This window comes from Bacillus sp. SN1 (genome assembly GCF_002796895.1).
Taxonomy (GTDB): domain Bacteria; phylum Bacillota; class Bacilli; order Bacillales; family Bacillaceae; genus Bacillus; species Bacillus inaquosorum.
Window position 1 is genome coordinate 1,116,015 of record NZ_PHIE01000001.1, and the last position, 26,765, is coordinate 1,142,779.

Consider the following 26,765-nt stretch of genomic DNA (forward strand, 5'->3'; position numbering starts at 1 on the left):
CCTGCCCCCCATCCTGTATACTGACAGTAGAGTTCAATTGCAGGGAGTTGTTCCGTTTGCTGATGAATTTTTTCAGGCGAAAAGCAGTTATGCTCTTAACGATTTTGGGAATTTCCGCTCCTTTTATCGGTATGAAGATGGTCGGCTTTTATTATTACAGCTCTATCATCGGTTGTGCAGCGGGCTTCCTTTGCTGCATCCTCGCTCTCATCATGGTTACAAAAAGATCCGATAAAGACAAAAAAGAAGAGAAAGCTTGATACATAAAAAACCAGCAGCCCGATTGGACTGCTGGTTTTATTTTAAAAGCCTTAACCCGTTTAATATTACCAAGATCGTACTTCCTTCATGACCGATCACGCCAAATGGCAATTCCATCACCTGCAAAAAGTTTGCACAAATCAGCAGGCAGATCACAGCTAGAGAGAACACGATATTTTGTTTGACAATCCTGTTCAATTTCCGAGACAAGCGGCACATGTTTACGAGTTTTTTCAAATCGTTTTGCATGAGTACCATATCAGCGGTCTCAAGAGCGACATCTGTTCCGCCGCCCATTGCAATGCCGACATCCGCCGCTTTAAGTGCCGGTGCATCATTGATTCCGTCACCGACCATTGCAATCGTTCCGAATTCTTCTTTTAACCGTTTGATTTCATTCACTTTTTGGTCAGGCAGGCATTCTGCCGCAACAGTTGTCATTCCGGCTTCCTTCGCTATCGCTTGAGCCGTGTCCTTATGATCTCCTGTCAGCATGGCCGTTTTAATCCCAAGCCGGTTCAATTCTTCCATGACCTCTTTTGCTTCGGGCCTGATTTGATCTTTCAGTGCGATACAGCCTGCTATTTGATCATCCTTTTTCACAAATACAATCGTATGGCCGCTTTGAATGACATCTGATGCTGTTTGTTTTATAAATTGTGCTGCCATTTCCTCGCCGATAAAACCTGCTTTACCAATCTTCCATTTCGCGCCAGAGACTTCTGCCATAACGCCAAATCCTGATGTTTCTTCTATAGATATGTAGCCTGACTGTTTCACGCCGCGGCTTACAGCGTACGACGTTATAGCTTGAGCGAGCGGATGGCTTGATTGCGTTTCGATGGCGTAGACAGCCTCAAGAACCTCCGTTTCACTGAATCCTTCTGCGATTCTGACAGTCTCGACGGCAGGCTGGCCTTTTGTTACAGTGCCCGTTTTATCAAAGGCAATCATTTGCACAGAACCGAGTTGTTCAAGAAAGACGCTGCCTTTTACAAGCATACCGTTGCGGGCGCCATTCGAAATTAAGGAAAGCGCCGCGGGCATAATAGAAGCGACAAGCGCACAAGGTGAAGCGACAACCATAAACACCATTGCGCGGTAGAAGGTTTCACTCAAGCTCCAGCCTAGCGCAAAGTGCGGCACGAATAACAAGAGCCCCACCGCAATCAGCACACCTTTTACATAAGCATTTTCAAATCGTTCAATGAAAGCCTGCGCGGGTGAAACACTGCTTTGCGCAGATTCAACCAGTTTGATAATTTTTCTGAATAACGAATCTTCATTTGCTTTCGTGACACGAACGGTCAAGGAGCCGTTGCGATTCACAGTTCCTGTAAATACAGCGTCGCCGGTGTTTTTTTCTACAGGCATTGATTCACCTGTTAATGCTGACTCGTCAAGGCTTGTTGAGCCCGATTCAATGACACCGTCTGCCGCTACGCGTTCTCCAGGTTTGATCACAATCATATCACCGGCCTGCAAGTCCGAAACCGGAACTCTTTTGGTTTCGCCATTGACCAACAGTGTTGCCTCTTCAGGCTCAAGCTGCATTAAAGATGTTAAATCTCTGCTGCTTTTATTCATCGTGTATGTTTCTAAAGCGCCGCTTAAGGAAAAAATAAATATTAAAATAGCACCCTCCGCCCAGTATCCGATCAAGGCGGAGCCGATAGCAGCGAAAATCATTAAGAGTTCTACATTCAGTGTTTTGGATTCGAGCGTTTCTTCGATTCCTTCCTTTGCTTTAGCAAATCCGCCGATCACAAAAGCCAGCAAGTAAAGCGTTACTGATATTACTTGATGTCCAGATAAGAGCCAGCCTGCCAAAATAAGAGCGCCTGACACCAGTGCTGCGATAAGCTCAGCATGCTGTGCCCAGTTTTTATCTTTCTGTTCTGTTTTTAATGGCTTATGCGGATCGTGTTGAACGATAACTTGTTCATTCATATTTAATTCTCCCCTCTAATTGAGAACGTAAATCATCTTCATTTCCCTTATAAAAAACAAAATCGCCGCCCAAAAGGCAGCTTCATCGTTGTTATTTCATGATGTCTTCCTTAATTATAGCATGCGGGAAGAAAATTTCAATTATAATTATTTTAATTTCTTTTTGATAATAATTATCATTAATATTTGTTCACCTTTCATTATATGACAAAAAAGCTGAAAGGCTACGCTCTCAGCTTATTCTTCCGTCCATTCTTTCAGTTGTTCCGCCATCATCGGACCTATTTTTGTTTTTTCAATTTCTCCCTTTTCATTCAATAAAAACGAGGTTGGGATCGTGATGATGCGATACTCCTTCATCAATTCCCCTTTTGAGTCAAGAACAATCGGAAACGTCAGCTTGTTTGCTTTAATAAAGTCTTCAACGGCTTGCTGATTTTGTTCCGAGTTCACTAAATTCACCGTTACCAGCTTTACATTCTCAGATTGATGGGCATCATAAAATGATTGAAATTGCGGAAGCTCTTTTTTGCAGGGCGGACACCATGATGTCCAAAAATGCAGGATGGTTTTTTGCCCTTTATTCGGGATCGAGATATCCTCCCCTTCTATCGTTTTCATAAGAAAAACAGCGGGAACGGCAGGCTGTTTATCGTCAGCATCTGCCACATCAGGAGACCATGCAATCATCCCCAATAACATAAGGCATACAGCAAGCAAGCGCTTCGTCAACATGGAATCTTCCTTTCATGCTTTTCAATTAGCTTGCCCCTGCTTTTTCTTTATCATCCTTCAATTCGCGGCGTTCTGTTTCCTCCCGTAAGGAAAACTGATACCCGCAGCGCTTTGCAAATCTGTGTATAGTGAAGGCTCGTCAGCAAAATCATGCCGGTGTTCATCCCCAGGATGATCCCGAGCATTTGCAGATTCTCCATTGATCCCAGCACATACATCATACTTAGGGCAACGATATGGCTCCACACGTTGTGATAAAACGCTTCTTTCACAAACCCCATCCCGATTAAACACGCCTGCAGCGGCATGACAAACAGATGAAAGAGAAAGTAAGGCCATAACAGCTGCAAGTAATACTGCGCTTCAGGAGAGTGAAAAAACAGGTGGGTCAGAGGCTCCGCAAACTGGAACATGATCCAAACAGCCGGTATACCGTAACCAAATGTAATGAAAATCGACTGCTTCAGCCTTTTTAATACGATGTCATATTGTGAGAGCGCATAGGCTTCAGAAATACTCGGAATCATGACAACCATTAGCGAGTGGGCAATGAAAGCAGGAAACGATCCTATCGTCACAGCCACTCCGGCCAGCATTCCGTATTGATCGATCGCTGCCGTTCCGGCAACGCCCGCTGCCAAAAGCGCTCCTTTTACTAAAAAGGGTTCTATAGCGTTGACAACGGCATGAAAAATGCGCAGTCCTGTTGTAGGAATTGAAACGGCAAGCAGTCTTTTTCTTACATCCTTTCCACGCAAATGAATGTGCTGCTGGCCGGACATAGCCCGCCTCGCCATGATAAATTGTGAATATAAATAAACAAGCACGACCACATCACTCACGACTAGGACAAACAAGGAAATTAGCACAGCCATGTCCAATTCAAATGAGTACCATTGAAAAAAGAGGAATAAGCACAAGAGCTGGATGATTTTTTTCAGCGCATTGGCGATTGCGATCTTCCCCATTTTTTGCACACCCATAAAGTAACCCCTGGCGATTGAAGTAAAGGCCACAACAGGAATTAAGCCGATGACAATCCCTTTAATAAACGGGTGGTATGTATCAAATACCGGAATAAACGGAAGCGCGATGCTGGCGGCGGCAGTAGAAAATGCTGTAAATATGGCTGTCATTCTGAAAGCGTGCCTCAGCATGCTTTCATGAAGCTTAGGATTTGATTCAGCAATGAATTTAGAAATCGAGATCGGCAGTTCCAGGCTTGCGATGACAATAATTAAAAAAATCGTGGGCAAAATACTCATGTAAAGGCCCATCCCATGCTCGCCAAGTTCCCGTGCCAAAATCATATTCACCACAAATTCAAGGCATTCAGCGAAAAAGGCGGCAATGGATAAAAGAATGATCCCTTTCACAAATCGATTCATGATGTCTCCCCTTGTCTCTTGTACTACCAACATCATATGAGACAAGTTCAAAAATTATTTTATTTTTACTCTTTATATGAAAAAAAGCACAGCTGAGACAAATTGTCTCTTCTATGCTTAGATGGCAAAAACGTGCCCGCCGATTCTTTCTACGATTTTTCTTGAGCGAATCCAATCATCCGACGCTGTTTTCGGATTATAAAAGAATATAGCATCTGTTTCTCTATTTTTTGAAGACAGCGCTTCTTCGGCAGCAGCAATTGATTCTTTATCAGGCTTTTGATTAATGCTTCCGTTTGCGACCGGTTCAAAAGCGTTTTTCTGATAAATAACCCCTCTTATTGTATCAGGAAAACCTTTTTTCTCCGTCCTGTTCAGCACAACGCTTGCAACAGCGACCTTTCCTTCATAGGATTCTCCCTTAGCCTCTGCGTGAACAAGACGGGAAAGCAATTCTTTTTCAGACTGTGAATATGTTTCTTCCTTATCATTCGTTTTCTTTGGTTTTTCTTCTTTCTTTTCAGTGTTCGCTGATAGCTTGATCGGTTTTATTTTTTTCTTGTCCTTATCAGCAGACAGTGAAGAGAAAGATGTGTCTGTGTCTTGATTTATATGTGTAAGCAGCTTAGCTTCTTCATGTTTAGTCTTCTTTGTGCTCAGTAGTGAAGCTTGTGTATGTTCAATTTTCGAAGCAGGCATGAAACAAAGAAGAAAAACAGCCAGAGCAGTAAATTTTGTCGTCATACAGTTTCCTCCTTAAAGTGCTCAAAAAACACTTCATAACCTTAACAAGAGAACAAATCATTTTCACGGAAAAAGATTTTCCAACTCTCCCAAACAGGTACCAGGATGGAATATACCGGGTGACGCGCTGGTTACTGGCAAAAAAACAGGCTGTTTTTCTATAAATCTTGTCAACAAAAAGCATATTTATCCATTTTTTCCGATTTACATTTTATTTACGAATGTTACAGCCAATGTAATAAAAGGCTGTTTTTCTGTCATATATGATAACAAGGCTTCTCACTCATGAGAAACCTTGTTAACTTCTTGGCTGTTCTAAATATTGAAACACCACATCCCCGCCTTGCTGGGCTATGCCGCGGAAATACTTAAAATCGTCTTGTTTAGATAAAACGGCCCTGAAATCAAGAAAGTCTTCTTTTTGGACTCTCAGTTCCTTTATTTCGCCAGTGCGCAGCTGCTCAATCTGTTCTGTTATGTCTTCGGGACGCAATCAAAACTCCCCCTTTTTATTCTTTAGACGAAAAACAATATATCATCTTTATAGCGCCAGGACAAATCCTTAGGGAGATAAAACTCCTTATCGCTTTACTTCTCAATGAAAATACTGCAAAATACTTTCAAAAGGAATAATTATGTTTAAAGGAGAGGAAGCTTGTGAAAATCGCTAAGGTCGGAAACGTAATTGAATTTAAAAACGGGTTAACCGGTGTTGTAGAAAAAGTAAATGAGAATTCTGTTATCGTAGATGTTACCATTATGGATAACTATCGGGATCTTGAGCTAGATTCACTGACGGTTGTCAATCATAAAAATTACAAGATCATCAGAGACTCCTATTAAAACCTCCTTTCATCCACACACTTTCGCAAAAACTGCAAGACGAGAAATTAAACACCTTACATATCAAATTTAGCTTTCTCAAAAGCTGCCGCCCGGCAGCTTTTTCACATAAAAAAACACCGATTATGAATCGGCGCTCCCGTCTGTTTCCGTTATTTCGATATGGAACTCACTGACGGCTCCCGCTTCGTACAGGTTGGTCAATGACGTTGAATAATTTGTGATTTCCCCGCGGAAGGCAAGATTCTCGTCAGGAACCTCGACTTTAAACGTTTTTTCATATAACAGGACAGCGATATCATGATAAGTCTCACTTGTGACGTGTAAGGTGAAGGCAATTTTCCTCTTCGGCTCACTCTCTTCTTGATATGCAGCCATTTCTAACGTTACATCGTTTAAACGCAATGTTTTCACTCTGTACCACTCCTTATCAGTTCATGCATCTTAACATAACTTAGCTAACGTTTACAATGAATCTGTTCGGAGCAGTTATTTTAACCATTTCTTTAAAAAAGACGCCTTTACAAACATACGTTCGATATTTTATAATGAAACAGACGAGCTGCCATCCAGCATCCCGTCTTTTCATTAGAAGGTGGCGAGTGGCATTCCCCCCGGATTCACTCGTCTTTTTTATGTATATAATCCCCTGCATTTTCGCAGGAGAAACTATATTAACGATTATCAGTCGTCTCCGCCTATATATTTTTAAACACTTTATTCCAGAATGACGAATCCTCTTGTCCAAGACTCCAGCTGCCAAGGCCTTTCAGATTATATTTTTGAATGAGTTTTATTTTTGCTCTGAGTGACTGTTCATTTTCAAACCATAATGTATATGCTCCTGGCGGTAATGGATCCTTCTTATCGTGTTTGATCGTAAAAACAGCTTTTGGAGATTGACTCTTTGTGTCAAAAATAATTGTCCCGTTATGTCTTTTTACTAGTGAGTTAACAAGATAAAGGGAAATGGCTTGGGAGTTAGATTGGCCTTGCATCCAGCAACGGCCGTAGAATGGCAATCCTAAAACTAGTTTGTGGGGAGAGATGTTTTGGGTTAGAGCATATTGAATGGACTTTTCCACCCATCCTACACTTGCAGTAGGCCCAGCAAGGCGGCTTTCATCATAGGCCATAACCATTAGATAGTCCGCATGTTTAGCTAAATTCTCATAATCATATGATCCGTGCCAGCCCTTCGTCCAGCCAAAAGGATTTGCCGCCACTGCAACCGATACCTCTTTACGCTTAGGAATACTTTTTCTCACCAGTCTAACAAAATCCGTAAATGCCTGCCGATCTTTCTCTGTAAGATTTTCTATATCGATATTGACTCCGTCTAGGTTCAGTTCTTCTATTGCATTAGAAATTTGTTTAGCCAAAAGCACTCGGTTCTTTAATGCAGATCGTCCCAAATCCTGATCCCAATGATTGCTTAGAAAAGGAACTACTTTTAATTTTCTTCTATGAAGAGCTTTAATTACATCGGGATTAGCTGAACGGAGAAGCAATGATCCATCTTTCCTGATATAGAAAAAGTCAGGAGACACGACATTTAATACTCCGTTCGTTTGATCAACGTGTTGAATAAAATCGACACCTAATCCAGAATAGAAATAGCTCATTTGAAACATCTCATAACCCCTTCATCCCCAAAAATATCAAGTTCCCAACAAATAAAAAAATGATTGATCATTTCAATTTGTTAATTTCCGAAACTTCATAGATTACCTCTCTCTTATCTTTATCATTTGTCCAGGATAAATGATATCTGAAGAAAGCTTATTAAGATTCATAAGTTGTTGTACCGGAATATTAAAGGATTTGGAAATCGTCCATAATGTATCACCAGATTCCACATGATACACTTCGTATGTCACGGGAAATTCCATATAACGAGGCGTTCTTTTTACTTTATTCGCTTGGTTTCTTGTTTTAGGTATTTTCCCCTTCATTCTTATTACTCTCCTTTAGAAAAATTTATTTTTCACATCTCTAGACCGTTTCTGTCTTATTTTAATAATTTGTCCAGCATATATTTGATCTGATTTGAAATGATTAAGCTCCATGATTTGCTGCAGAGAAACTTTATACTTCATGGCAATTTTCAATAATGTTTCACCGGGAGTAACATGATGAATCTCGTATTTTTCTTTGAGAACATCTACGTAATGTATGGTTTCCCCTACGTTCCTTATGATTCCTCTTCTTGTTAGCACCTCAATCATTCTCTCAGCTCTATGCCGATAGGAGTCATTCTTCACTGCCTTTTTACCGTTTATCTGAATCTTTTTTCTCTCGCTATCATGATTCAAATAGTATTTCACCTTTTCAAATGTTTCTTTTGGGGAGGAAGAGACGATGAGATCGCGGCCAGGTTTGAATTTACCTCGAACTGCCGGTGTATCCGATGTCAATAAAACCCCGCCGGAACCAAGAATTTCATAGGTGCGCTGCGTAAGTTGGCTTTCACAGTTTTGCAAACCGATAATGATTTTTGCTGAACTGTAAACTTTATATGCTTCAGTATAATCGAGGTATCCATGAATCCAATTGCGGGGAATTTCTTTTCCTATATGTTTACTCATTTTTTCCCAATTTTTGCCCCAAAAATCTATGCGAATCCCTTTTCGTATAAGAGGGCGAATAAGCGTTTTTAAAGAGGACGAACGAAACACTTCCGGATGTTCTTCAAGATAATTAGGGTAAGCATTAGCCACCACTGCTATATCACAACTGTATTTCTTCAATGTTTTAATCTGATGATGTATACTTTCGTGATATGCAAAGTCTAAGTGAGCTGCTTTAATCCCCATGCTTTCATAAATTTTACACAGAGAAGGTGTAACGGTGAAAACAAAATCCGGTTTCATCTTTTTAATTAACGGGATGGTAAAGTTTTGAGTGTGCAGTGGGTCTTCAGTTGCCCAATAAACGAGAGGAATATTCACCTTTTTAGTTGCGTTGCGAATCCAGGCTTGCTTTTCCCTTGAATGCTCTGGTGTCCATCCCATAGATACTATTAGATCCGGTTTAAATTCGTCTATCATTTCAGTAATATTTTCCCGGCTTACAGGACCCGAAATCATTACGGTATGGCCTGCTTCCCTAAACCCATTCGGTAAACCATAGAGCCACATGGGATGACTCTCAAGAAAAAGAATTTTCACACGTTTTCGTCCTCTCTTTCACTATTTAATGTCTACTTTATTGGTATGTATTTGTAATATAACTTGTCGCGGTACTAGTCTATAAAAAACGTTCAGGTACGAGATGACATGATAGCTTGTGCAGATGCCCCACAAAAAAAGAAAGCGATCTACAGCATATTTGCCTTTGATTTTGCTAGCTTTTCTATCAAAATATTTACGTTAATAAATTGTTTTTGTGCATAAAAAAAGACGTACACATTTGTACGTCTTACATTACCTCTGCAATATCAATTTTTTAATGCATAAAAGTCACACTAGGCACGCTTTTATTGTGATTAACGATTATCAATCGTCTCCGGATACAAGTCATGATTCATCATGCGGTACTCGGCCATTTTCTCATACTTCGTGCCCGGCTTTCCGTAGTTTGTGTACGGATCAATGGAAATTCCGCCTCTTGGCGTGAATTTGCCCCATACTTCAATGTAGCGCGGGTCCATTAATTCAATCAAGTCGTTCATGATGATGTTCATGCAGTCTTCGTGGAAGTCACCATGGTTTCTGAAGCTGAACAGGTACAGCTTTAATGATTTGCTTTCAACCATTTTTTCATCAGGAATGTAGCTGATGTAGATTGTTGCAAAGTCAGGCTGTCCTGTTTTCGGGCATAAAGATGTGAATTCAGGACAGTTGAATTTTACAAAGTAATCACGGTTTACATGTTTGTTCGGGAAGGATTCAAGCACGTCCGGCGCATATTCGAACAAATAATTTGTTCCTTGGTTGCCAAGCAGTGTGACACCCTCTAATTCTGATTCTTTTCTTGTCGTCATATTTATCTTCCTTTCTATTATACTCCGCGTTTGTTGCCCCATAAAAGGGTGTGGAGCTGCGGAAGCACTCTGACCAGATTCAGCTCCGCATCGACAGCTACCTTATCAACAAGGGCTTCATATTTTCCAAGCAAATGTGCAATCAATGTCTGATCATCTGTCGTATGCACGTCATCATTACCGACTTGTAAATAAAACGGGATTCCCGGGTAACGCTTGTGCACCGTTTTGGCAAACTCCAAATCCTCATCATTAAAAATGACTACCTTCAAGCTGACAGCATGCTGTCTATTATTCTCTTTAAGTGAAGTCAAAATGTGATCAAGCTTTTGGAAGTTCGTCACCATTTTTGAGCTTGGCGGTTTTGGAGAAATCGTCAGATCATCGATCAGTGTAAACCAGTCTTGATAAACGGTCCCCTGGGTTTCAAGCGCTGCACGGATGTCATTTTCCTTTAGCAGTTCAATAAAAGCATCCAGCTGCTTTAACAGGGCCGGGTTGCCGCCTGAGATCGTCACGTGGGAAAACGCGTCTCCCCCAATTTCCTTAAGCTCTGCAAAAATCTCCTCAGCCGTCATCCAGCGAATATCTTTTTTAGCAGACCCGTCCCAAGTGAAGGCGGAGTCACACCAGCTGCAGGAATAATCACAGCCGGCTGTCCGGACGAACATCGTTTTCTGTCCGATCACCATGCCCTCCCCTTGAATCGTCGGGCCGAAAATTTCTAACACAGGAATTCCTTTAGCCATTCGAACCACTCTTTTTCGGACGGTAGACACAATAACTTGTCGGTGTTTCACGGACAAACACCTGTACACAGCTTGGCTTATTCTCCAATGTGTCTAAGTAAGCCTGCACCTTGTCATAAATCGTTTTCGCCACGACTTCAGTTGTCGGCAGCGAATACCGGTCGTCCTGAGAAAATTCTTCATGATCATTTAAAAGCGTATGATCATAGTTTCCGTGCACCAGTTTTTTGAGCACGCTGAAATTGACAAGGAAACCGGAATCGTCAAGTTCGTCGCCGGCAACAGTTATATTTACAGTATACGTATGCCCGTGAACCCTGCTGCACGCTCCCGCACTTTCCCGAGGGATAAAATGAGCAGCTGAGATGTGCATGTCCTTATTCAGTTCAAATGAATATGGATGCTGGGCCTGCGGATAAATTTGAGATAACAATTTATGCACGCTCTCCTTTCATCGCCATATATTCTTCATAACCTTTTGAACGAAGGTGGCATGCCGGACATTCGCCGCAGCCGTCCGCGATGATGCCGTTATAGCAGGTCAACGTGTTGTTTTTTACAAAATCAAGCGCGCCAAGCTCATCTGCAAGCTTCCACGTTTCCGCCTTATTGAGCCACATGAGCGGTGTATGAATCACAAACGGCTTCTCCATCGCTAGGTTTACCGTTACATTGCAAGATTTTACGAATTCATCACGGCAATCAGGATAACCGCTGAAGTCTGTCTCGCAAACTCCCGTAATAATGTGGCGTGCGCCAATTTGGTATGCCAGGATAGACGCAAAAGATAAGAATACCAAATTGCGGCCCGGAACGAATGTGGATGGCAGTTCACCATCTTTTGCTTCTATTTCAATATCATTTCTTGTCAGGGCATTCGGTGCAAGCTGATTTAAAAGTGACATATCAAGCAAATGGTTTTTTACACCAAGCTTTTCTGCAATAGATTTTGCCACTTCAATTTCCTGCGAATGACGCTGATTATAATGAAAAGTCACCGTTTCGACTTCTTCGAATTCCTTTAGAGCCCACAGTAAGCATGTGGTGCTGTCTTGACCGCCGCTGAATACGACAATTGCTTTTTCTTTTTTCATGATTCCTCTCCTTCTCCGCAATAAAAACGTCGGCGAGAGACATCGCTACAGCTGATTCACACAAAAAAACACCTTTTCGGAAGGTGCTCTAGAAAAACATAAAAAAGGCCGTATCCAAGGATACAGCTCGTCCTTAGTTTTTTATAGAGGGTGTAGCTAGAACCTCTCCCGCATATCGCACGGATTTTCTTCAATTTTTCACTTCTGCTATCTTACCATAATGTTGTTTTTCTTGACAATAAAAAAGTCAGCCCCTAGCTTCCCAACAAGCGCCGTTCTGCAATGACGGCTCGCTTTATTTATATATGATTATAAACTGCGCCGCCGGGGAGCCTTTTTGCAAATCAGGGCGCCTATGAAGGCCAGACTCACATAGCCAAACAATGGATAAATCGTTGAAATGAGCTTGCCGTACCCGATTTGGCTCGTAATATAAGCCGTGGTCATAATGGCTGCAAAGATATATTTGCTTTTGATTGGAAGAAAGCTCTGCACTTGTTTTTCCAATCCATATAGATTGCCGATAACCGATGTGAACACTTCGCCGAAAATAATGAGCAAATAAATCAAATGGACAGATCGTGCAAAGAGATAAACCACTTGGGCCATCGGTATATCATACAAAAATACATCCGGGAGCATCGACAAAGATAGAAAACTCGCGGACAGCACAATCGTCAGTATCGTGCCTCCGATTAAAGCGCCTTTTTTTATCACTTTTTCCGATGACATTTCATTCGCAAGCGGAACCAAAACCGCTTGGGCAAGCGATAAATTCAAAGCGCCGTAAGAAAACGCTGATAAGAGCCAGTCCCAGCGATGCGGCCATACCCACTGAGCTGTGTTCCGCGACTCGCTGAAAATAAAAGAGTCGGCCACCACAATCATAGAAAAGATGATCAAAAGAGGAACAACAAACACGTTGACACCGAAAATGCCTTTTACTCCTCTAGTCATCACAATTAAGCTTAACCCGATAGTAATCAGCATCCCAATCTGAGCGGACATCCCCAGCTGCTCCTCAAAAAGCGCCCCTGCCCCAGAGAGCATAACAGATGTGACGCCGAGGAGAACAAACAGCATAAACACATTGATAATCCGGCCAGCCGTCGCCCCGAACAAGAATATATTCATTTCTTGATATGACTTGGCATTGATTCGCTTGGAAATAATCATCAGCTTGGCCCCCAGTAACGTAAACATCCCGCCGCTGACGATAATGCCGAATAAACCGAACCAGCCAAACTTCAGAAAAAACTCAACAATTTCCCTGCCAGTCGCAAATCCAGCTCCAACTACTGTGCCGATATACACGAAAGCAAGCTGACTTGCTGATCCTTTTGATTGTTCCATTTCTCCCCTCCAAACGAACCGCAGTTTTGTCCATATATGCCTTTTTATAACCTATGAGACAAGTTCCTTGAAAAGACGAAGAAAACATGTTTTACTGTGTAAACAAATCAAAAATTTTTTACGCAAATGACTTGAAAGTCAAAGATAGTCAGAGTATACTATTAATCAAAGTTGGTCAAACAAACCGGCCTTTTTTAAAAATCAATTGGTCAAAGTTAGTCAAATAGTCAGACTGCTCTGAGCATATTGTTTTGAAAGCCGATAAGTTTGCCGTATACTTATAGTCAAAGAAGGTCAAATCCAAACGGCCTTTTATTCACATCCATTGGTCAAAGAAGATCAAACTTTTAAGGAGGTTTTGGCAAATGCGTTGTCAACATTGTCATAAAAACGAGGCGACGATTCGCCTTAACATGCAAATAAATTCTGTTCATAAACATATGGTTCTATGTGAAACTTGCTATAACGAGCTGACCCGTAAACCTTCAATGAGCATGGGCCCTCAATCTTTCGGTTTTCCGTTTGAACAAGCATTCCAGCAGAAAGAACAAAACGCAGCAAAACAAAGCGAGAAAAAAGGATTGCTTGATGAGCTGGCTCAAAATATTACAAACGGTGCAAAAGCCGGTCTCATTGATCCCGTCATCGGCCGTGATGAAGAAGTAGCGCGCGTGATCGAAATTCTGAACCGCCGCAACAAAAACAATCCGGTTCTCATTGGTGAGCCGGGCGTAGGGAAAACAGCAATCGCCGAAGGACTCGCTTTAAAAATTGCTGAAGGTGATGTTCCAAACAAACTGAAAAACAAAGAGCTTTACTTGCTTGATGTTGCATCCCTCGTTGCAAACACAGGGATCAGAGGCCAATTTGAAGAGAGAATGAAACAGCTGATCACTGAGCTGAAAGAACGAAAAAATGTCATTCTGTTCATTGATGAAATTCATCTTCTCGTTGGCGCAGGCTCTGCAGAAGGTTCAATGGACGCAGGCAATATTCTCAAGCCTGCCCTTGCCAGAGGCGAACTGCAAGTCATCGGTGCGACAACATTGAAAGAATACCGTCAAATCGAAAAAGATGCCGCACTGGAAAGACGTTTTCAGCCTGTCATGGTGCAGGAGCCTTCTATTGAACAGGCCATCCTCATTCTGCAAGGGATCAAAGACAAATACGAAGCATACCATGGCGTGACATTCAGTGATGAAGCAATCAAAGCATGTGTGACTTTATCATCCCGCTACATTCAGGACAGACACCTGCCGGATAAAGCGATTGACTTATTGGATGAAGCTGGTTCAAAAGCCAACCTGTTAATTGATGAGCTGAATGATGAGGATGCGGCTAAACGATTAACTGCGATTGAAGCTGAAAAAACAAAAGCCCTGGAAGAAGAAAATTACGAACTGGCGGCAAAACTCCGTGATGAAGAAATTGCATTGGAGAAAAAACTGAACAGCTCTTCCGCTCATTCCGCTGTCACTGTGGAAGCTGAGCACATTCAGGATATCGTTGAACAAAAAACAGGCATCCCTGTCGGCAAACTGCAGGCAGATGAACAAACAAAAATGAAAGAGCTTGAAGCAAAACTTCATGAACGTGTGATCGGACAAGAAGCCGCTGTTCAAAAAGTGGCAAAAGCGGTAAGACGAAGCCGCGCCGGATTAAAATCCAAAAACAGACCAGTCGGCTCTTTCCTCTTTGTCGGTCCTACCGGCGTAGGGAAAACAGAGCTTTCTAAAACGCTGGCAGATGAATTATTCGGCACCAAAGACTCTATTATCCGCCTCGATATGAGCGAATACATGGAGAAACACGCCGTATCTAAAATCATCGGTTCACCGCCTGGATATGTCGGCCACGAGGAAGCTGGACAATTAACAGAAAAAGTGCGCCGCAATCCTTACAGCATCGTGTTGCTGGATGAGATTGAAAAAGCACACCCTGACGTTCAGCATATGTTCCTGCAAATCATGGAGGACGGCCGTTTGACAGACAGCCAAGGCAGAACCGTAAGCTTTAAAGACACTGTGATTATCATGACAAGCAACGCGGGTACCGGCGAAAAACAAACGAAAGTCGGTTTCCAATCAGATGACAGTGTAATCGAAGAACAAACATTGATTGATTCACTGAGCATGTTCTTTAAACCTGAGTTCCTCAACCGTTTTGACAGCATTATTGAGTTCCGCTCACTGGAAAAAGAACATCTGGTCAAAATCGTCAGCCTGCTGCTTGGAGAACTTGAAGAAACATTGGCAGAACGCGGCATCAGCTTGAGTGTGACAGACGAAGCGAAAGAAAAAATCGCTGAGCTGGGCTACCACCCTTCATTCGGTGCACGTCCGCTCAGAAGAACCATCCAAGAATGGGTGGAGGATGAAATGACAGATCTGCTGCTTGACAATAGTGAGATCACAAGTTTTCGCGTCACTGCAAAGGATAACAAAATCAAAGTACAAGCGAAATAACGATCAGCGGTTTCCTATTTAGGAAGCCGCTTTTTTTGTGCATTCATACTCTTGGCTGAGAAAATACCGTCCCTTCCCCTGAAGCGCTATTCCCCCTCATCCTTTACCCTTTTCTTAAGGAGGGATGGAGCTTGTTTATATACAGTGAATATTTATTTCTATTATTATATGAAGACCGTCTGAGGAACAGCTTGCAATCAAGCTGTCAATTTCAATACCGTTAAGAGGGCTTTTCAATTTTGAAAGGCCCGGTTTTGTTTATTTCTCCCTTCTATGCCTCTTCCTTGAATATTTCATGAACAAATTCACAATGTCCCTAAAGTTCCGGGCACCGAAACCGATATTAACCATAGACAAGCTAGTAAAAAAGGATTTGGTGAAAACTATGGATAAAACTTCGTTAATCGGTATTATTCTTGCTTTTGTGGCATTGAGTGTCGGGATGGTTCTGAAAGGCGTCAGTTTCAGCGCGCTTGCAAACCCCGCTGCCATCTTAATTATTATCGCCGGGACAATCTCAGCAGTCGTTATTGCATTCCCAACTAAAGAAATTAAAAAAGTGCCTGCACTGTTCCGAGTGTTATTTAAGGAAAACAAACAGCTGACAATAGAGGAGCTCATTCCTATGTTCTCTGAATGGGCCCAGCTTGCGCGCCGCGAAGGCCTGCTTGCTTTAGAAGCAAGCATTGAGGATGTAGATGACGCTTTCCTGAAAAACGGGCTCAGCATGGCTGTTGACGGGCAAAGCGCGGAATTTATCAGAGATATCATGACAGAGGAAGTTGAAGCGATGGAGGACAGGCACCAAGCCGGAGCCGCTATTTTTACACAGGCGGGAACTTACGCGCCGACCCTTGGAGTACTCGGCGCAGTAATCGGACTGATTGCCGCCCTCTCTCATATGGACAATACAGATGAGCTTGGACACGCCATCAGTGCAGCCTTTGTCGCCACCCTTCTCGGTATCTTTACGGGATATGTGTTATGGCATCCTTTCGCAAATAAATTAAAGCGAAAATCAAAACAAGAAGTAAAACTGCGTGAGGTTATGATTGAAGGCGTTCTGTCCGTATTAGAAGGACAAGCACCGAAAGTCATCGAACAAAAGCTTTTAATGTACCTTCCTGCGAAGGATCGCTTGAAATTTGCAGAACAAGGAGAGGCGCAAAATGGCGAGAAAAAAGAAGAAGAAGCATGAGGACGAGCACGTTGATGAATCATGGCTGGTTCCTTACGCCGATATCCTTACTCTTCTCCTGGCATTATTTATTGTGCTGTACGCAAGCAGTTCAATTGACGCAGCTAAGTTTCAAATGCTTTCAAAATCATTTAATGAAGTCTTTACAGGCGGCACCGGCGTACTGGACTACTCCAGTGTCACCCCTCCTGAAAACGAGTCAGACGGAATCGATGAAGTGAAAAAGGAAAAAGAAGAGAAAGAGAAAAACAAGAAAGAAAGAGAAAAAGCAGCTGATCAAGAAGAGCTTAAAAATGTAAAAAGCCAGGTGGAAAAGTTCATCAAAGATAAAAAGCTGGAACATCAGCTGGAAACAAAGATGACTAGTGAAGGCCTGCTGATTACGATTAAAGACAGCATTTTCTTTGATTCTGGAAAAGCGACCATACGTAAAGTAGATGTACCGCTTGCAAAAGAGATTTCTAATCTTCTTGTGATTAATCCGCCGAGAAATATCATTATCAGCGGACATACTGATAATATGCCAATTAAAAATTCTGAATTCCAATCAAACTGGCATTTAAGTGTCATGAGAGCGGTAAACTTTATGGGGCTTCTGATTGAAAACCCTAAGCTAGACGCAAAAGTGTTCAGTGCCAAGGGCTACGGTGAGTATAAACCGGTGGCTTCCAACAAAACAGCGGAAGGCCGCAGCAAAAACCGGCGGGTTGAAGTTCTCATCTTGCCGAGAGGCGCAGCGGAAACAAATGAAAAATAGTAAAAAAGGAAGCCTTGTGACATATCAGGCTTCCTTTTTTTACTTATTATGAAATTGTTTTGCGTTTAATCCTACTCTTTTTAACATTTCTGTGCACATCTCTACCTCTTCTTCGCTTAATACACTGATCATTTCATCAATTTCAGCAGCGTGATCAGGGAAAATATCGTTCAAAAGACCGATGCCTTTTTCAGTGATTTGTGCAAATGTCACTCGTCTGTCTGTAGGAGACGCTTTCCGAATGAGGAGTTCTTTTTGCTCCAGCTTATCTACAACATATGTGATGCTCCCGCTAGCCAAGAGAATTTTATCCCCTATCTGCTGCAGCGGCTGATCGCCTTTATGGTACAACAGCTCAAGCACAGCAAATTCAGTCGGATTCAGTCCATGCTTATGAATATGTTTATTCATATGATCGTTAATAGACCGATACGCGCGCGACAGCACGATAAATAACTTCAGTGATTTTTCTGTCATGTCTCAATCATCCTTTTAGAAACCGTTACAGAGAAACATTAATAAACAAAGACCAAAATGTCAATAAAAATCTTTCCAATATTTCTCTTCTTTTTTATCATGTAAGCTGCTCAACATCTTTTTCTAATTTTTTTGGTTATTTTTTCTTATTAAAGAAGAAGAAACAATGATATAATACCTCTAATCAGGTGTATGTTGGAGCGATGCAAATTGAAAATACTAAAAGGCGCCTGCGGGAGAGTCAAACTTTATATTATACTGGTCGTGATTCCGGCAATCGTCATCAGCTTTTTCGTATATGAAAAAGAAAAAGATACAATAGCTGCAGAACATAAGCAAGAAGCTAGTGTCCTGCTGAACCTTCACCGCAACAAAATCAATTATTTAATCGGAGAAACAAAGGCGAGAATGACCTCCTTGTCCATCGCCATTGACAGACCGGTTGATATAAAGAAAATGCAGTCGATTTTGGAAAAAACCTTTGATTCAGAGCCGAGATTTTCCGGTCTCTATTTTCTGAACGCCAAAGGAGACGTTACCGTAAGCACAACGGAATTAAAAACGAAAGTAAACCTGGCCGACAGATCTTTTTTTACAAAAGCGAAGGAAACAAAAAAGACAGTCATTTCAGATAGTTATTCGAGCAGAATTACAGGCCAACCGATTTTTACCATTTGTGTTCCTGTTTTGGACTCAAAGGAAAATGTGACAGATTATCTTGTCGCAGCTATTCAAATTGATTATTTGAAAAACCTCATTAACTTGCTGAGCCCTGATGTTTATATTGAAGTGATAAACCAAGGCGGGAAAATGATTTTTACAAGCGGACAGGCCTCTCATGCAAAAGATCAGAAACCAGTCAGCGGATATCTGGATGATATCAGCTGGAATATGAAAGTATATCCGAACCCCGTCACAATAGAAGAACTGACGAAAAGCCTTGTGCTTCCACTTTCATGTATTATTGTTCTGCTGAATATCCTTTTTATTCTCGTGCTGTATTATTTGCTGAAGCGGCAGACCCAGCTGGAGCGGTCAGAAAATGAGGCGCAAAAATTAGAGCTGATCGGGACGCTTGCTGCCAGCACGGCTCATGAAATCCGTAACCCGCTCACCGGCATAAGCGGCTTTATTCAGCTGTTGCAAAAGAAATATAAAGGTGAAGAAGATCAGCTTTACTTCTCCATTATTGAACAGGAGATAAAGCGCATTAATCAAATTGTGAGCGAGTTCCTCGTTCTCGGCAAGCCGACAGCTGAAAAATGGGAGCTGAACTCGCTTCAGGATATTATCGGTGAAATTATGCCGATCATCTATTCTGAGGGCAACCTATACAATGTTGAAGTTGAATTACAGTATTTAACCGAGCAGCCCTTACTCGTAAAATGTACAAAAGATCATATTAAACAAGTGATTTTAAATGTAGCAAAAAATGGCCTCGAGTCAATGCCAGAAGGAGGCAAACTGACGATCTCCTTAGGAGCTTTGGATAAAAAGGCCATTATCAAAGTCGTGGATAACGGTGAAGGGATTTCTCAGGAAATGCTCGATCATATCTTCCTTCCCTTTGTCACTTCTAAAGAAAAAGGAACTGGTCTCGGCCTTGTTGTATGTAAACGGATCGTGCTGATGTACGGAGGCTCCATTCATATCGAAAGTGAAGTGCGAAGAGGCACGGAGGTGACGATCACCCTCCCCGTATCCGCTTCATAACCCCCCTGACCGTGTCAGGAGGGTTTTTTTATCTTCTTGAACGTGAATTGCCATTCGACTTGCTTGCTGTTCTGCCAGAAAAGAGTATTTTGATGAAACGCAGCAGCAGTTTCAGAACCAAAAAAAACATAAAGAATACCAAAAAACCCTTTAAACCCTCAGTGGCATCTAAAAACTCCATATTCCCTCTCCCCGTTACTTTTTGCTGAATTTCAATAGCAAATACGATGACAATGATGACTGTAACGGTATAGATAAAGGACAATGCTGTCATGCTCCACTTAGATAGCCATGTAAACACAGCGTGAGTGACGCCGAAAAAGAAAATGCCAAAAATGCCGATCACCCAAAAATGCATCTCTTTGTCGGTTAAATGAATGCCAAACATTCCGCATAATGAAATAAAAGCATCATGAAATTGATTGACCATTTCAGTAATGATAATCGCCAGTTCTTTCATCAGTTCCCTCTTTCATATGAATTTTTCCAGAAAAAAAGAGCGCTTCTGAAAAGCTCTCTCTTTATATATGCATCTGATAGCGCCGCTATTTATTTGCATCATATGCAGGCATAACATCTCTGCGGGGCCACAAGCCTAATTTCTTTACAAGGCCTTGAATCCCTTGGGAATGTTCGTTTTCTTGCATGAGCTGGTGATATTCATTTATTAAACAATCCAGCTCCTGACTGTGTCTGATCGTGTCATGCCCTGTAAATCCCTGCTTTCTAGCGGCATCTATCATTAACTTTCTTTTTTCATCAATAGATACCAACAATCTTTCTTGTTCAGAAGAACCGCCCATTCACTTCACCCCTCGCCGCTAAGAAATAGGAAACAAGTTTGATTGGGTTATTGTGCATTATTACAGATTATACTTTATTTGTAAACATATTTTCATTAAATAAGTTAATTTTTCAGGTATAATAGATATATTGATAGGATTAGAAGAACAATACCCAGGTGAAGAATATCTTAAACACACCGCCAGGCAGGAGGTATGCCCGATGAAGAAAAAGAAAGCAATAATGCTCGGAGCGGCAGGCGGAAAAGCGATTTTAAAAAGGAAAAACCGAAAAAAATGTATCCAGCACATCACTATTTTTTTTCAAATGCTTCGCGATTGGAGAAACGGTGACTACCCCCGTTCACAGGTTAAAACACTTTTGCTTCTAAGTGCTGCCATCTTGTATATCGCCATGCCGCTCGATATCATTCCAGACGTTATCCTTGGTCTTGGGATCATTGACGATGCAGCTGTTTTAGGTTTGATTTGGACACTGATTAAAAAAGAAATGTCACAATATGAAAAGTGGCGTTTGCAATAAATATAAAAAGCCCCGTTCGATTGAACGGGGCTTTTCCTGCTTATTGATTCACGCTGTCTTTTTCATAAATCGGAACCCAGCCTTCAGTTGTGACAAAGATTCTCACAGCAACAACTTTGCGGTCCTCCTGAAGCGTGAAGTAATGGCGGATATTCTCAGGCACTGAGATTAAATCTCCAGGGTTTAAACGGACATCAAAAAACGTTCCGTCTTTGCCTTGAATAACAAAAATGCCGTGTCCGCTTACGATAAAACGGACCTCATCGTCTGTATGGTGATGCTCTCTTTTAAAGTTCTCAAGCAGTTCATCAAGTTTCGGATTGCTGTCTGACAAGGAGATAACATCCTGTGCTTTATAGCCGCGTCGGGCTGAGATATCTTTAATTTCAGTTTCAAAGGTATCGAGGATTTGCTGTTTTTCTTCTTCTGTCAGATCATATTTCTCTGAAAGCTGTTCAGGAAGCTTTGCGATATCCCATTGCTCATAAATAACCTCTTGACTGTCGAGAAAGCTTGCAACTTCCTCTTGTTTTACAATCGTTGTATTCGCCTCATCATGAATTCGAATTGTTGCCATTTCAGTTCCTCCTTTTATTTAACCAGCTGATGCTGGAGTGTTTTCAATTTCAAATGGTAGCTGAACAAAAATTCATATGCTTCAAGCACTCTTTTTGCTTCAAATGCCGTTCTGCCCCAAGCGGTAATACCGTGGTTTCGGATCAGAACAGCTCCTGAATCTTCTGAAACCTCTTCGGCAAACAGTGCCGCGAGTGTCGGAATATGAGCCGGATTTTCAATGATCGGAACGGTCACTTCTGCATTCTCTTCCCACAGGCCGAGCGCTTTTATAATTTCCTGGCCTCTGAATGTGATTTTCTTTTGGTCCCCGTATAGCTCTGAAATCACATTATTGTTTACCGTATGGACGTGCAGGCAGCATCCGGCATTGGTTTTATTGTACAAATGTGTATGCAAGAGCGTTTCTGCTGACGGTTTCAAAGAATGTCCGCTTTCGGCAGGCTCTCCGTTTTGATCCACTAGCAGAAAATCTTCATCCGTTTCTTTTCGTTTATCTTTACCGCTTGCGGTTACGAGAAATGTTAAAGGCTCATCAGTAACCTTAATAGACAGATTGCCGCTAGTCGCCGGAAACCAATCTCGTTCGGCCAATTCCCGTTTTACTTCAGCGAGCTCTCGCCAGCGTTGTTGTTTTGCAGCCATTCCTGTACCTCCGTTACATTCTCAATATCTTTTCTTATCTCAGTAAAATCTTGATACGGAAGATGATTCAGGTTCCGTTCCCGGCACTCGTTTAATAAGTAATCCCTTGCAAAGCAAAGGTCAGACAGCTTTGCCGCCTCCACATCTGTAACCGAATCACCGATCATGATGATATATTGGTTTGGCTCAGAAAGTTCATGTATCACCGACGGCTTGCAGCAGCCGCATTGGTTGCTGCATGTTCCCTTGCAAGAATGAGGCCAGTCAATATGAATATAGTCACTGTCAAATGACGCATGGTTGCAATAAATACGATCTTTCTCCACAATGCCTTCAAGCAATGGATACACAAAAAAGTCCATTCCTCCGCTAACGACATAAAACGGAAGCTCATGCTCCTTGACAAACGCTACAAATTCCCGAAAGCCTTCCCTGATTTTTGCATCTTCCAATACAAATCTTGTAATCTCTTCTTTTAAACTGCTTGGCAGAAGGCCGAACATCCGCCCGACACCTTCCTTGATCGATAGCGTTTTGGAAAGTACGCCGTCTTTTAATACCGTCCACTCCGGCGGAGCGAAGGTTTTCATGATACTTATAATGTTGTCGTTCATCGTGATGGTTCCGTCAAAATCACAAATAATTAAAGGCTTTCGAGTCGTCATACGGCTTCAACCTTTCCCCATTTATCAAGCGCAAGCTTCAGATCCTTACATTGTTCGGCTTTTTCATCAATCGGCTGAGCTTCTAAGACCGCATCAATAATGGCTCTGAATGCTTTACCCCCTCCTTGGGCGCCGTTCGGATGTCCGTGTACGCCTCCCCCGGCGTTAATAATATGATCTATACCGAAATCCCGCATTAAAAGCGGAACCATACCGGGATGAATGCCTGCTGACGGAACGGCAAATGTTTGATGAAAGGCATCCTCTCTCACACATTCTTCGTGAATCGCCAGCGCATCTTCTTTTGGAAGCGCAACCGAACCGTATGGAGATGGGAAGAGACTGAAGTCAGCACCGCAATACCGGTTTAATTTTCCGAGCAAAAGAGCGTGAGAAAAGCCGTAGAACGGTGAAGACGTAAACGCCCCGCTGACCGCTGGATGTGCCATAATCGGGATTGCGATTTCGGGATCTTCCGCTAGGCTTTGCATGACGTCCAAACCGTAAGCGAAGACATTAAACAAAAGCGTATCCGCTCCTAATTCGGCAGCGCGTCTCGCTCTGTCTTTCAGATCAGCCGTACGTCCAGTCAAATTGACAGCATACAGCGTTTTATGCCCGGTTTGCTCATACGTTTCTTTCAATATTTGCTTTCCTTCTGTAATTCTTGTTTCAAAAGGCGCCAGACCTGTCTCAAAGAAAATTTCATCGTCCTTAATCAAGTCAACTCCGCCAAGCGCCTGCTGTCTGAGCTGTTCTTTAATATCACTCAGGTCCCTTCCGATAACCCCTTTAAATATGCTCATTAACAGCGGTCTCTCAAACTCTCCCAGTAGCTTCCGAATACCATATACGCCAAACTTCGGTCCCGGCAGCGTGCGCTTAAATGCTTCAGAGAAGTGAAGATCGATTAATTTGATTTTCCCGTCCAGCGACAGCTTGCCAAACACTGTTGTCAGCAAAGCCGGAATATCCTGAGAGAAATTCATTTCAGGATAGGCAATTGTGATCACCGCTTGTTTTCCTGATGCAAGAGTCCCCTCTCTCTCCTCGACCTTTATCACCCGTCCCTTGTGCTTTTGCATTTGCTCCTGTTTTACCAGGGGCAGATCAGTCCAGGAGCCTACTGTCAATCCTGTTGCGATTTGTTCTGCTTTTTTCTCTGCATCGGCTCCCGGTTCTGTCAGGAGATATGTTGCTAATAACTCACTCATGCCAGAGCTCCTTTCATTTTCATCCATATAAAAAAACCTCTTCAAACAGCAATCGCGTCTAAAGAGGTTTCGTTTCTCGTCCGAATCTTATCTCTCAGCCGCCAGCTGCAAGAATTAGCACCGTGCTTTACAAGTCGGTTGCCGGGCTTCATCGGGCTCGTCCCTCTGCCTGCTCTTGATAAGAAAATATAGATTTTATAAATTATTTTGAATTATCCCATCGTTATCAGATCTTGTCAATGCTTTTTTGGGTAAACAGGTTCAGTTTCCCAATTCGATAAGCGGCTTCCTTGAGTCTTTCTTCACTTGTCAGCAGTCCGACTCTGACGTAGCCCTCACCATATGCACCAAAGCCGTTTCCAGCTGCAACCGCCACATTCGCTTTTTCCAGCAAAAGGTCTGAGAACTGCTCGGAAGTATAGCCTTCAGGCACAGGCAGCCATGCAAAAAATGAACCTGCCGGAGCTGTCACATCCCAGCCGATTTCCCGACATGCCGTGATCCAAGCGTTTCGCCTGCTTTCATATCGGGCATTTTGCTCCGCCACACATGCCTGATCAGCTAACAGTGCCGCCGCTGCAGCTTCCTGAGTCGCTCTGAAAAGGCTGACAAACATATGGTCTTGATAAAGATTAATCGCTTCAATGACCGAAGCGTTTCCGACGGCAAAGCCGACCCGCCACCCTGCCATATTATACGTTTTTGACAGCGTGTAAATTTCAATCCCGATATCCTTCGCACCTTCAGTCTGCAAAAAGCTTAAAGGCTTGCAGCCGTCAAACCCTACAGCGCCGTAAGCAAAATCGTGAACAACACAGATACCGTTTTCTTTCGCAAAACTCACGGTTTCTTCAAAAAATTCAGAGGTAGCAACAGCTCCGGTCGGATTATTCGGATAATTTAAATACATCAATTTCGCCTGATCCCTCACTTCAGCGGCGATGCTGCTGTAATCAGGAAGAAACGCCCTGTCCTTTACGAGCGGCATCATTTCCATCTTCGCTTTCGCGAGTGTGACACCTGACCAATAATCAGGATAGCCCGGGTCCGGAACTAAAATCGTATCACCAGAATTCAGCAAGCATTGCGGGAGCTCGACCAGACCGGCTTTCCCGCCGAATAATACAGCGACTTCAGTTTCAGGATCAAGATCAATGCCGTATTCTCTTTTATAAAATGCTGCCGCTGCCGACTTCAGACTGTATGAGCCGCGAAAAGACGAATATTTATGATTTTCTGGATCAGCAACGGCTCGTTTCATTTCCTCAACGATATGTTCCGGAGTCGGCTGATCCGGATTTCCCTGTCCGAGGTTAATGACGTCGTGTCCTTCTGCGAGCTTTCGGTTCACTTTCTGCACCAGAGAAGCAAAGAATTGTTTAGGCAATTCCTTCAATACATGAGACTGTTCAAATTTCATCTATTCTCACCTTCTAAAAAATTCTTGAAATAATAGTCCATCATCATATATGGTTAAATGAAAAAAGTAAAGAAAAATTTGGGGTGTTAAAAAGATGAAATGGACGATATCTTGTCTTCAATTTGATATTTCATACGGTAAACCTTCGGAAAATATAAAAAAGGCTGAATTTTTAATCGAAAAAGAAAGTAAACATGCTGATGTTCTTGTTCTTCCTGAATTATGGACGACCGGATATGACCTGGCCAACCTTGATGAGCTCGCTGATGAAGACGGGCGTTCTGCTCAGAACTGGCTGAAGAAAACGGCAAAGAAACATGGCGTTCATATTGTCGCAGGATCGGTCGCTGTCAGAAAGGATTCTGATGTTTATAATACAATGTACATCGCGGATAAGGAAGGACAAATCATTAAAGAGTACAGAAAAGCCCATCTTTTTCAGCTGATGGATGAGCATGTGTATTTATCAGCCGGTTCCGAAGACGGCTACTTTGAGCTAGATGGCGTCAAAAGCTCAGGACTGATCTGTTACGATATCCGTTTTCCGGAGTGGATCAGAAAACATACGACAAAAGGAGCCAACGTGCTGTTTATTTCTGCGGAATGGCCCCTTCCCCGCCTTGATCATTGGAAAAGCCTGCTTATTGCGCGGGCCATTGAGAATCAATGCTTTGTCGCTGCCTGCAATTGTACCGGTTCAAATCCAGATAATGAATTTGCCGGGCATAGCCTGATTATTGATCCATGGGGGCGTATACTTGCTGAAGGCGGCCTGGAAGAAGGCATAGTACGTGCGGAAATCGACCTTCAGGAAAGCGTTGAAGTGCGGGAGAGCATTCCTGTTTTCGATGATATCAGAAAAGATTTATATTAAAAAATATATTGACAACTTAATAAAACACCTGTTACTATGTTCATCAACTGATAAATTAGAATTGTTTAACAAGTGAATATATTCTCTTATCGAGAGTTGGGCGAGGGATTTGGCCTTTTGACCCCAACAGCAACCGACCGTAATTCCATTGTGAAATGGGGCGCATCTTTTTCGCGCCGAGACACTCGTCTCTTAAGGCACGGTGCTAATTCCTTCAGATCTGATCTGAGAGATAAGAGAGGCGGACATAGATGTTAAGCCTCCTTCTCTCTGAGAAGGAGGCTTTTTTACGGCCATTCAGCTGCAAACATATCAAAGAGATTACATAATTGG

Annotated in this window: 30 protein-coding genes and 3 riboswitches; of the genes, 8 read left to right on the plus strand and 22 right to left on the minus strand. The window is 42.5% G+C overall.

The features are described 5' to 3' along the window. Nucleotides 1–56 precede the first annotated feature (56 nt). On the plus strand, nt 57–260 hold the full coding sequence (locus CVV77_RS05405) for a hypothetical protein (protein WP_019258250.1): 204 nt from the start codon (nt 57–59) through the stop codon (nt 258–260). A gap of 37 nt (nt 261–297) precedes the next feature. Here the strand turns inward: CVV77_RS05405 and pfeT are convergent, their stop codons facing one another. The 5 genes from pfeT to CVV77_RS05430 form a co-directional block, all read right to left on the minus strand. Then, entirely contained in the window at nt 298–2,211 is a 1,914-nt protein-coding gene (gene pfeT / locus CVV77_RS05410) for a metal-transporting ATPase PfeT (RefSeq protein ID WP_100274796.1), read from the minus strand. Nucleotides 2,212–2,448: 237 nt separating this feature from the next. Continuing rightward, a complete protein-coding gene (gene stoA / locus CVV77_RS05415; RefSeq protein ID WP_100274797.1) occupies nt 2,449–2,946 on the minus strand; it encodes an endospore biogenesis thiol-disulfide oxidoreductase StoA in 498 nt (165 codons plus the stop codon). A 50-nt stretch (nt 2,947–2,996) separates the two neighbouring features. Continuing rightward, nucleotides 2,997–4,334, minus strand: coding sequence for a sporulation protein YkvU (gene ykvU / locus CVV77_RS05420; protein WP_100274798.1), 1,338 nt, complete (start codon nt 4,332–4,334; stop codon nt 2,997–2,999). A gap of 117 nt (nt 4,335–4,451) precedes the next feature. Continuing rightward, nucleotides 4,452–5,078 carry a cell wall hydrolase gene (locus CVV77_RS05425; protein WP_100274799.1) on the minus strand — a complete coding sequence of 209 codons (627 nt, stop codon included), beginning with the start codon at nt 5,076–5,078 and terminating at the stop codon, nt 4,452–4,454. A 298-nt stretch (nt 5,079–5,376) separates the two neighbouring features. Next, a complete protein-coding gene (locus CVV77_RS05430; protein ID WP_003238971.1) occupies nt 5,377–5,571 on the minus strand; it encodes a hypothetical protein in 195 nt (64 codons plus the stop codon). Between the two features lie 164 nt (nt 5,572–5,735). Here CVV77_RS05430 and CVV77_RS05435 point away from each other — a divergent pair, with 164 nt between their 5' ends. Beyond that, nucleotides 5,736–5,921, plus strand: coding sequence for a YkvS family protein (locus CVV77_RS05435; protein WP_003232446.1), 186 nt, complete (start codon nt 5,736–5,738; stop codon nt 5,919–5,921). A gap of 123 nt (nt 5,922–6,044) precedes the next feature. Here the strand turns inward: CVV77_RS05435 and CVV77_RS05440 are convergent, their stop codons facing one another. The 9 genes from CVV77_RS05440 to CVV77_RS05480 form a co-directional block, all read right to left on the minus strand. Beyond that, nucleotides 6,045–6,335 carry a DUF3219 family protein gene (locus CVV77_RS05440; protein ID WP_019258244.1) on the minus strand — a complete coding sequence of 97 codons (291 nt, stop codon included), beginning with the start codon at nt 6,333–6,335 and terminating at the stop codon, nt 6,045–6,047. 284 nt (nt 6,336–6,619) lie between these two features. Beyond that, nucleotides 6,620–7,555, minus strand: a complete 936-nt coding sequence (locus tag CVV77_RS05445) for a glycosyl hydrolase family 18 protein (RefSeq protein ID WP_100274800.1) — start codon at nt 7,553–7,555, stop codon at nt 6,620–6,622. Between the two features lie 93 nt (nt 7,556–7,648). Further along, nucleotides 7,649–7,876, minus strand: a complete 228-nt coding sequence (locus CVV77_RS05450; protein WP_003238974.1) for a LysM peptidoglycan-binding domain-containing protein — start codon at nt 7,874–7,876, stop codon at nt 7,649–7,651. 15 nt (nt 7,877–7,891) lie between these two features. Further along, a complete protein-coding gene (locus CVV77_RS05455) occupies nt 7,892–9,091 on the minus strand; it encodes a DUF3880 domain-containing protein (protein ID WP_100274801.1) in 1,200 nt (399 codons plus the stop codon). Nucleotides 9,092–9,408: 317 nt separating this feature from the next. Next, nucleotides 9,409–9,906, minus strand: coding sequence for a preQ(1) synthase (gene queF, locus CVV77_RS05460; protein WP_003218613.1), 498 nt, complete (start codon nt 9,904–9,906; stop codon nt 9,409–9,411). 17 nt (nt 9,907–9,923) lie between these two features. After that, nucleotides 9,924–10,655 (minus strand): 7-carboxy-7-deazaguanine synthase QueE, encoded by a 732-nt coding sequence (gene queE, locus CVV77_RS05465; protein WP_003238976.1) that lies wholly within the window; start codon nt 10,653–10,655, stop codon nt 9,924–9,926. Beyond that, nucleotides 10,648–11,097, minus strand: a complete 450-nt coding sequence (gene queD, locus CVV77_RS05470; protein WP_100274802.1) for a 6-carboxytetrahydropterin synthase QueD — start codon at nt 11,095–11,097, stop codon at nt 10,648–10,650. The genes queE and queD overlap by 8 nt, the downstream gene beginning before the upstream one ends. Next, nucleotides 11,090–11,749 (minus strand): 7-cyano-7-deazaguanine synthase QueC, encoded by a 660-nt coding sequence (gene queC / locus CVV77_RS05475; protein WP_003238979.1) that lies wholly within the window; start codon nt 11,747–11,749, stop codon nt 11,090–11,092. Before queC ends, queD begins: the two co-directional genes overlap by 8 nt. Before the next feature lie 127 nt (nt 11,750–11,876). Then, a riboswitch (PreQ1 riboswitch) is annotated at nt 11,877–11,921 on the minus strand. A 137-nt stretch (nt 11,922–12,058) separates the two neighbouring features. Continuing rightward, nucleotides 12,059–13,102, minus strand: a complete 1,044-nt coding sequence (locus tag CVV77_RS05480; protein ID WP_003238981.1) for a YkvI family membrane protein — start codon at nt 13,100–13,102, stop codon at nt 12,059–12,061. A gap of 365 nt (nt 13,103–13,467) precedes the next feature. On the opposite strand from CVV77_RS05480, the gene clpE reads away from it, so the two are divergent. From clpE to motB, 3 genes are all read left to right on the plus strand, one after another. Beyond that, nucleotides 13,468–15,567: an ATP-dependent protease ATP-binding subunit ClpE gene (clpE, locus tag CVV77_RS05485; RefSeq protein WP_100274803.1), complete on the plus strand. Its 2,100-nt coding sequence runs from the start codon at nt 13,468–13,470 to the stop codon at nt 15,565–15,567. 385 nt (nt 15,568–15,952) lie between these two features. Beyond that, nucleotides 15,953–16,765 carry a flagellar motor stator protein MotA gene (gene motA / locus CVV77_RS05490; RefSeq protein ID WP_003238984.1) on the plus strand — a complete coding sequence of 271 codons (813 nt, stop codon included), beginning with the start codon at nt 15,953–15,955 and terminating at the stop codon, nt 16,763–16,765. After that, a complete protein-coding gene (gene motB / locus CVV77_RS05495; protein ID WP_019258238.1) occupies nt 16,737–17,522 on the plus strand; it encodes a flagellar motor protein MotB in 786 nt (261 codons plus the stop codon). The genes motA and motB overlap by 29 nt, the downstream gene beginning before the upstream one ends. 39 nt (nt 17,523–17,561) lie before the next feature. Here motB and mhqR read toward each other — a convergent pair whose 3' ends face one another. Beyond that, nucleotides 17,562–17,999 (minus strand): MarR family transcriptional regulator MhqR, encoded by a 438-nt coding sequence (mhqR, locus tag CVV77_RS05500; protein WP_003232475.1) that lies wholly within the window; start codon nt 17,997–17,999, stop codon nt 17,562–17,564. Between the two features lie 192 nt (nt 18,000–18,191). On the opposite strand from mhqR, the gene CVV77_RS05510 reads away from it, so the two are divergent. After that, nucleotides 18,192–19,712 (plus strand): sporulation kinase KinD, encoded by a 1,521-nt coding sequence (locus CVV77_RS05510; RefSeq protein WP_080010785.1) that lies wholly within the window; start codon nt 18,192–18,194, stop codon nt 19,710–19,712. A 28-nt stretch (nt 19,713–19,740) separates the two neighbouring features. On the opposite strand, the gene CVV77_RS05515 is transcribed toward CVV77_RS05510, so the two are convergent. Continuing rightward, nucleotides 19,741–20,172 carry a hypothetical protein gene (locus CVV77_RS05515; protein ID WP_019258237.1) on the minus strand — a complete coding sequence of 144 codons (432 nt, stop codon included), beginning with the start codon at nt 20,170–20,172 and terminating at the stop codon, nt 19,741–19,743. A gap of 85 nt (nt 20,173–20,257) precedes the next feature. Next, nucleotides 20,258–20,515, minus strand: coding sequence for an aspartyl-phosphate phosphatase Spo0E (spo0E, locus tag CVV77_RS05520; RefSeq protein ID WP_003218598.1), 258 nt, complete (start codon nt 20,513–20,515; stop codon nt 20,258–20,260). A 202-nt stretch (nt 20,516–20,717) separates the two neighbouring features. Between spo0E and CVV77_RS05525 the strand changes: the two genes are divergently transcribed. Next, complete coding sequence (locus CVV77_RS05525; RefSeq protein WP_100274804.1) at nt 20,718–21,038, plus strand: YkvA family protein; 321 nt, start codon at nt 20,718–20,720, stop codon at nt 21,036–21,038. Between the two features lie 40 nt (nt 21,039–21,078). Here CVV77_RS05525 and mtnD read toward each other — a convergent pair whose 3' ends face one another. The 5 genes from mtnD to mtnE form a co-directional block, all read right to left on the minus strand. Then, nucleotides 21,079–21,615: an acireductone dioxygenase gene (mtnD, locus tag CVV77_RS05530; RefSeq protein ID WP_019258235.1), complete on the minus strand. Its 537-nt coding sequence runs from the start codon at nt 21,613–21,615 to the stop codon at nt 21,079–21,081. 14 nt (nt 21,616–21,629) lie between these two features. After that, nucleotides 21,630–22,259: a methylthioribulose 1-phosphate dehydratase gene (locus CVV77_RS05535; protein ID WP_019258234.1), complete on the minus strand. Its 630-nt coding sequence runs from the start codon at nt 22,257–22,259 to the stop codon at nt 21,630–21,632. After that, entirely contained in the window at nt 22,217–22,924 is a 708-nt protein-coding gene (gene mtnX / locus CVV77_RS05540) for a 2-hydroxy-3-keto-5-methylthiopentenyl-1-phosphate phosphatase (RefSeq protein WP_100274805.1), read from the minus strand. The genes CVV77_RS05535 and mtnX overlap by 43 nt, the downstream gene beginning before the upstream one ends. Then, nucleotides 22,921–24,138 carry a 2,3-diketo-5-methylthiopentyl-1-phosphate enolase gene (gene mtnW, locus CVV77_RS05545; protein WP_142271117.1) on the minus strand — a complete coding sequence of 406 codons (1,218 nt, stop codon included), beginning with the start codon at nt 24,136–24,138 and terminating at the stop codon, nt 22,921–22,923. The genes mtnX and mtnW overlap by 4 nt, the downstream gene beginning before the upstream one ends. 84 nt (nt 24,139–24,222) lie before the next feature. Then, nucleotides 24,223–24,323, minus strand: a riboswitch (SAM riboswitch). A 41-nt stretch (nt 24,324–24,364) separates the two neighbouring features. Next, entirely contained in the window at nt 24,365–25,558 is a 1,194-nt protein-coding gene (mtnE, locus tag CVV77_RS05550; RefSeq protein WP_100274806.1) for a methionine-glutamine aminotransferase, read from the minus strand. Between the two features lie 94 nt (nt 25,559–25,652). On the opposite strand from mtnE, the gene CVV77_RS05555 reads away from it, so the two are divergent. Then, on the plus strand, nt 25,653–26,432 hold the full coding sequence (locus CVV77_RS05555; protein ID WP_100274807.1) for a carbon-nitrogen family hydrolase: 780 nt from the start codon (nt 25,653–25,655) through the stop codon (nt 26,430–26,432). 83 nt (nt 26,433–26,515) lie between these two features. Continuing rightward, nucleotides 26,516–26,671, plus strand: a riboswitch (SAM riboswitch). The last annotated feature ends 94 nt before the right edge of the window (nt 26,672–26,765 follow it).

What these genes read in the sequence shown, in the direction of transcription:
- queC (WP_003238979.1), bottom strand. Translation starts at nt 11,749, where the DNA reads ATGAAAAAAGAAAAAGCAATTGTCGTATTCAGCGGCGGTCAAGACAGC.
- CVV77_RS05450 (WP_003238974.1), bottom strand. Translation starts at nt 7,876, where the DNA reads ATGAAGGGGAAAATACCTAAAACAAGAAACCAAGCGAATAAAGTAAAA.
- CVV77_RS05515 (WP_019258237.1), bottom strand. Translation starts at nt 20,172, where the DNA reads ATGAAAGAACTGGCGATTATCATTACTGAAATGGTCAATCAATTTCAT.
- CVV77_RS05555 (WP_100274807.1), top strand. Translation starts at nt 25,653, where the DNA reads ATGAAATGGACGATATCTTGTCTTCAATTTGATATTTCATACGGTAAA.
- CVV77_RS05425 (WP_100274799.1), bottom strand. Translation starts at nt 5,078, where the DNA reads ATGACGACAAAATTTACTGCTCTGGCTGTTTTTCTTCTTTGTTTCATG.
- CVV77_RS05480 (WP_003238981.1), bottom strand. Translation starts at nt 13,102, where the DNA reads ATGGAACAATCAAAAGGATCAGCAAGTCAGCTTGCTTTCGTGTATATC.
- mtnX (WP_100274805.1), bottom strand. Translation starts at nt 22,924, where the DNA reads ATGACGACTCGAAAGCCTTTAATTATTTGTGATTTTGACGGAACCATC.
- stoA (WP_100274797.1), bottom strand. Translation starts at nt 2,946, where the DNA reads ATGTTGACGAAGCGCTTGCTTGCTGTATGCCTTATGTTATTGGGGATG.
- mtnW (WP_142271117.1), bottom strand. Translation starts at nt 24,138, where the DNA reads ATGAGTGAGTTATTAGCAACATATCTCCTGACAGAACCGGGAGCCGAT.
- ykvU (WP_100274798.1), bottom strand. Translation starts at nt 4,334, where the DNA reads ATGAATCGATTTGTGAAAGGGATCATTCTTTTATCCATTGCCGCCTTT.
- mhqR (WP_003232475.1), bottom strand. Translation starts at nt 17,999, where the DNA reads ATGACAGAAAAATCACTGAAGTTATTTATCGTGCTGTCGCGCGCGTAT.
- mtnD (WP_019258235.1), bottom strand. Translation starts at nt 21,615, where the DNA reads ATGGCAACAATTCGAATTCATGATGAGGCGAATACAACGATTGTAAAA.
- spo0E (WP_003218598.1), bottom strand. Translation starts at nt 20,515, where the DNA reads ATGGGCGGTTCTTCTGAACAAGAAAGATTGTTGGTATCTATTGATGAA.
- clpE (WP_100274803.1), top strand. Translation starts at nt 13,468, where the DNA reads ATGCGTTGTCAACATTGTCATAAAAACGAGGCGACGATTCGCCTTAAC.
- motB (WP_019258238.1), top strand. Translation starts at nt 16,737, where the DNA reads ATGGCGAGAAAAAAGAAGAAGAAGCATGAGGACGAGCACGTTGATGAA.
- motA (WP_003238984.1), top strand. Translation starts at nt 15,953, where the DNA reads ATGGATAAAACTTCGTTAATCGGTATTATTCTTGCTTTTGTGGCATTG.
- CVV77_RS05445 (WP_100274800.1), bottom strand. Translation starts at nt 7,555, where the DNA reads ATGTTTCAAATGAGCTATTTCTATTCTGGATTAGGTGTCGATTTTATT.
- queE (WP_003238976.1), bottom strand. Translation starts at nt 10,655, where the DNA reads ATGGCTAAAGGAATTCCTGTGTTAGAAATTTTCGGCCCGACGATTCAA.
- CVV77_RS05535 (WP_019258234.1), bottom strand. Translation starts at nt 22,259, where the DNA reads ATGGCTGCAAAACAACAACGCTGGCGAGAGCTCGCTGAAGTAAAACGG.
- pfeT (WP_100274796.1), bottom strand. Translation starts at nt 2,211, where the DNA reads ATGAATGAACAAGTTATCGTTCAACACGATCCGCATAAGCCATTAAAA.
- CVV77_RS05510 (WP_080010785.1), top strand. Translation starts at nt 18,192, where the DNA reads ATGTTGGAGCGATGCAAATTGAAAATACTAAAAGGCGCCTGCGGGAGA.
- mtnE (WP_100274806.1), bottom strand. Translation starts at nt 25,558, where the DNA reads ATGAAATTTGAACAGTCTCATGTATTGAAGGAATTGCCTAAACAATTC.
- queF (WP_003218613.1), bottom strand. Translation starts at nt 9,906, where the DNA reads ATGACGACAAGAAAAGAATCAGAATTAGAGGGTGTCACACTGCTTGGC.
- CVV77_RS05525 (WP_100274804.1), top strand. Translation starts at nt 20,718, where the DNA reads ATGAAGAAAAAGAAAGCAATAATGCTCGGAGCGGCAGGCGGAAAAGCG.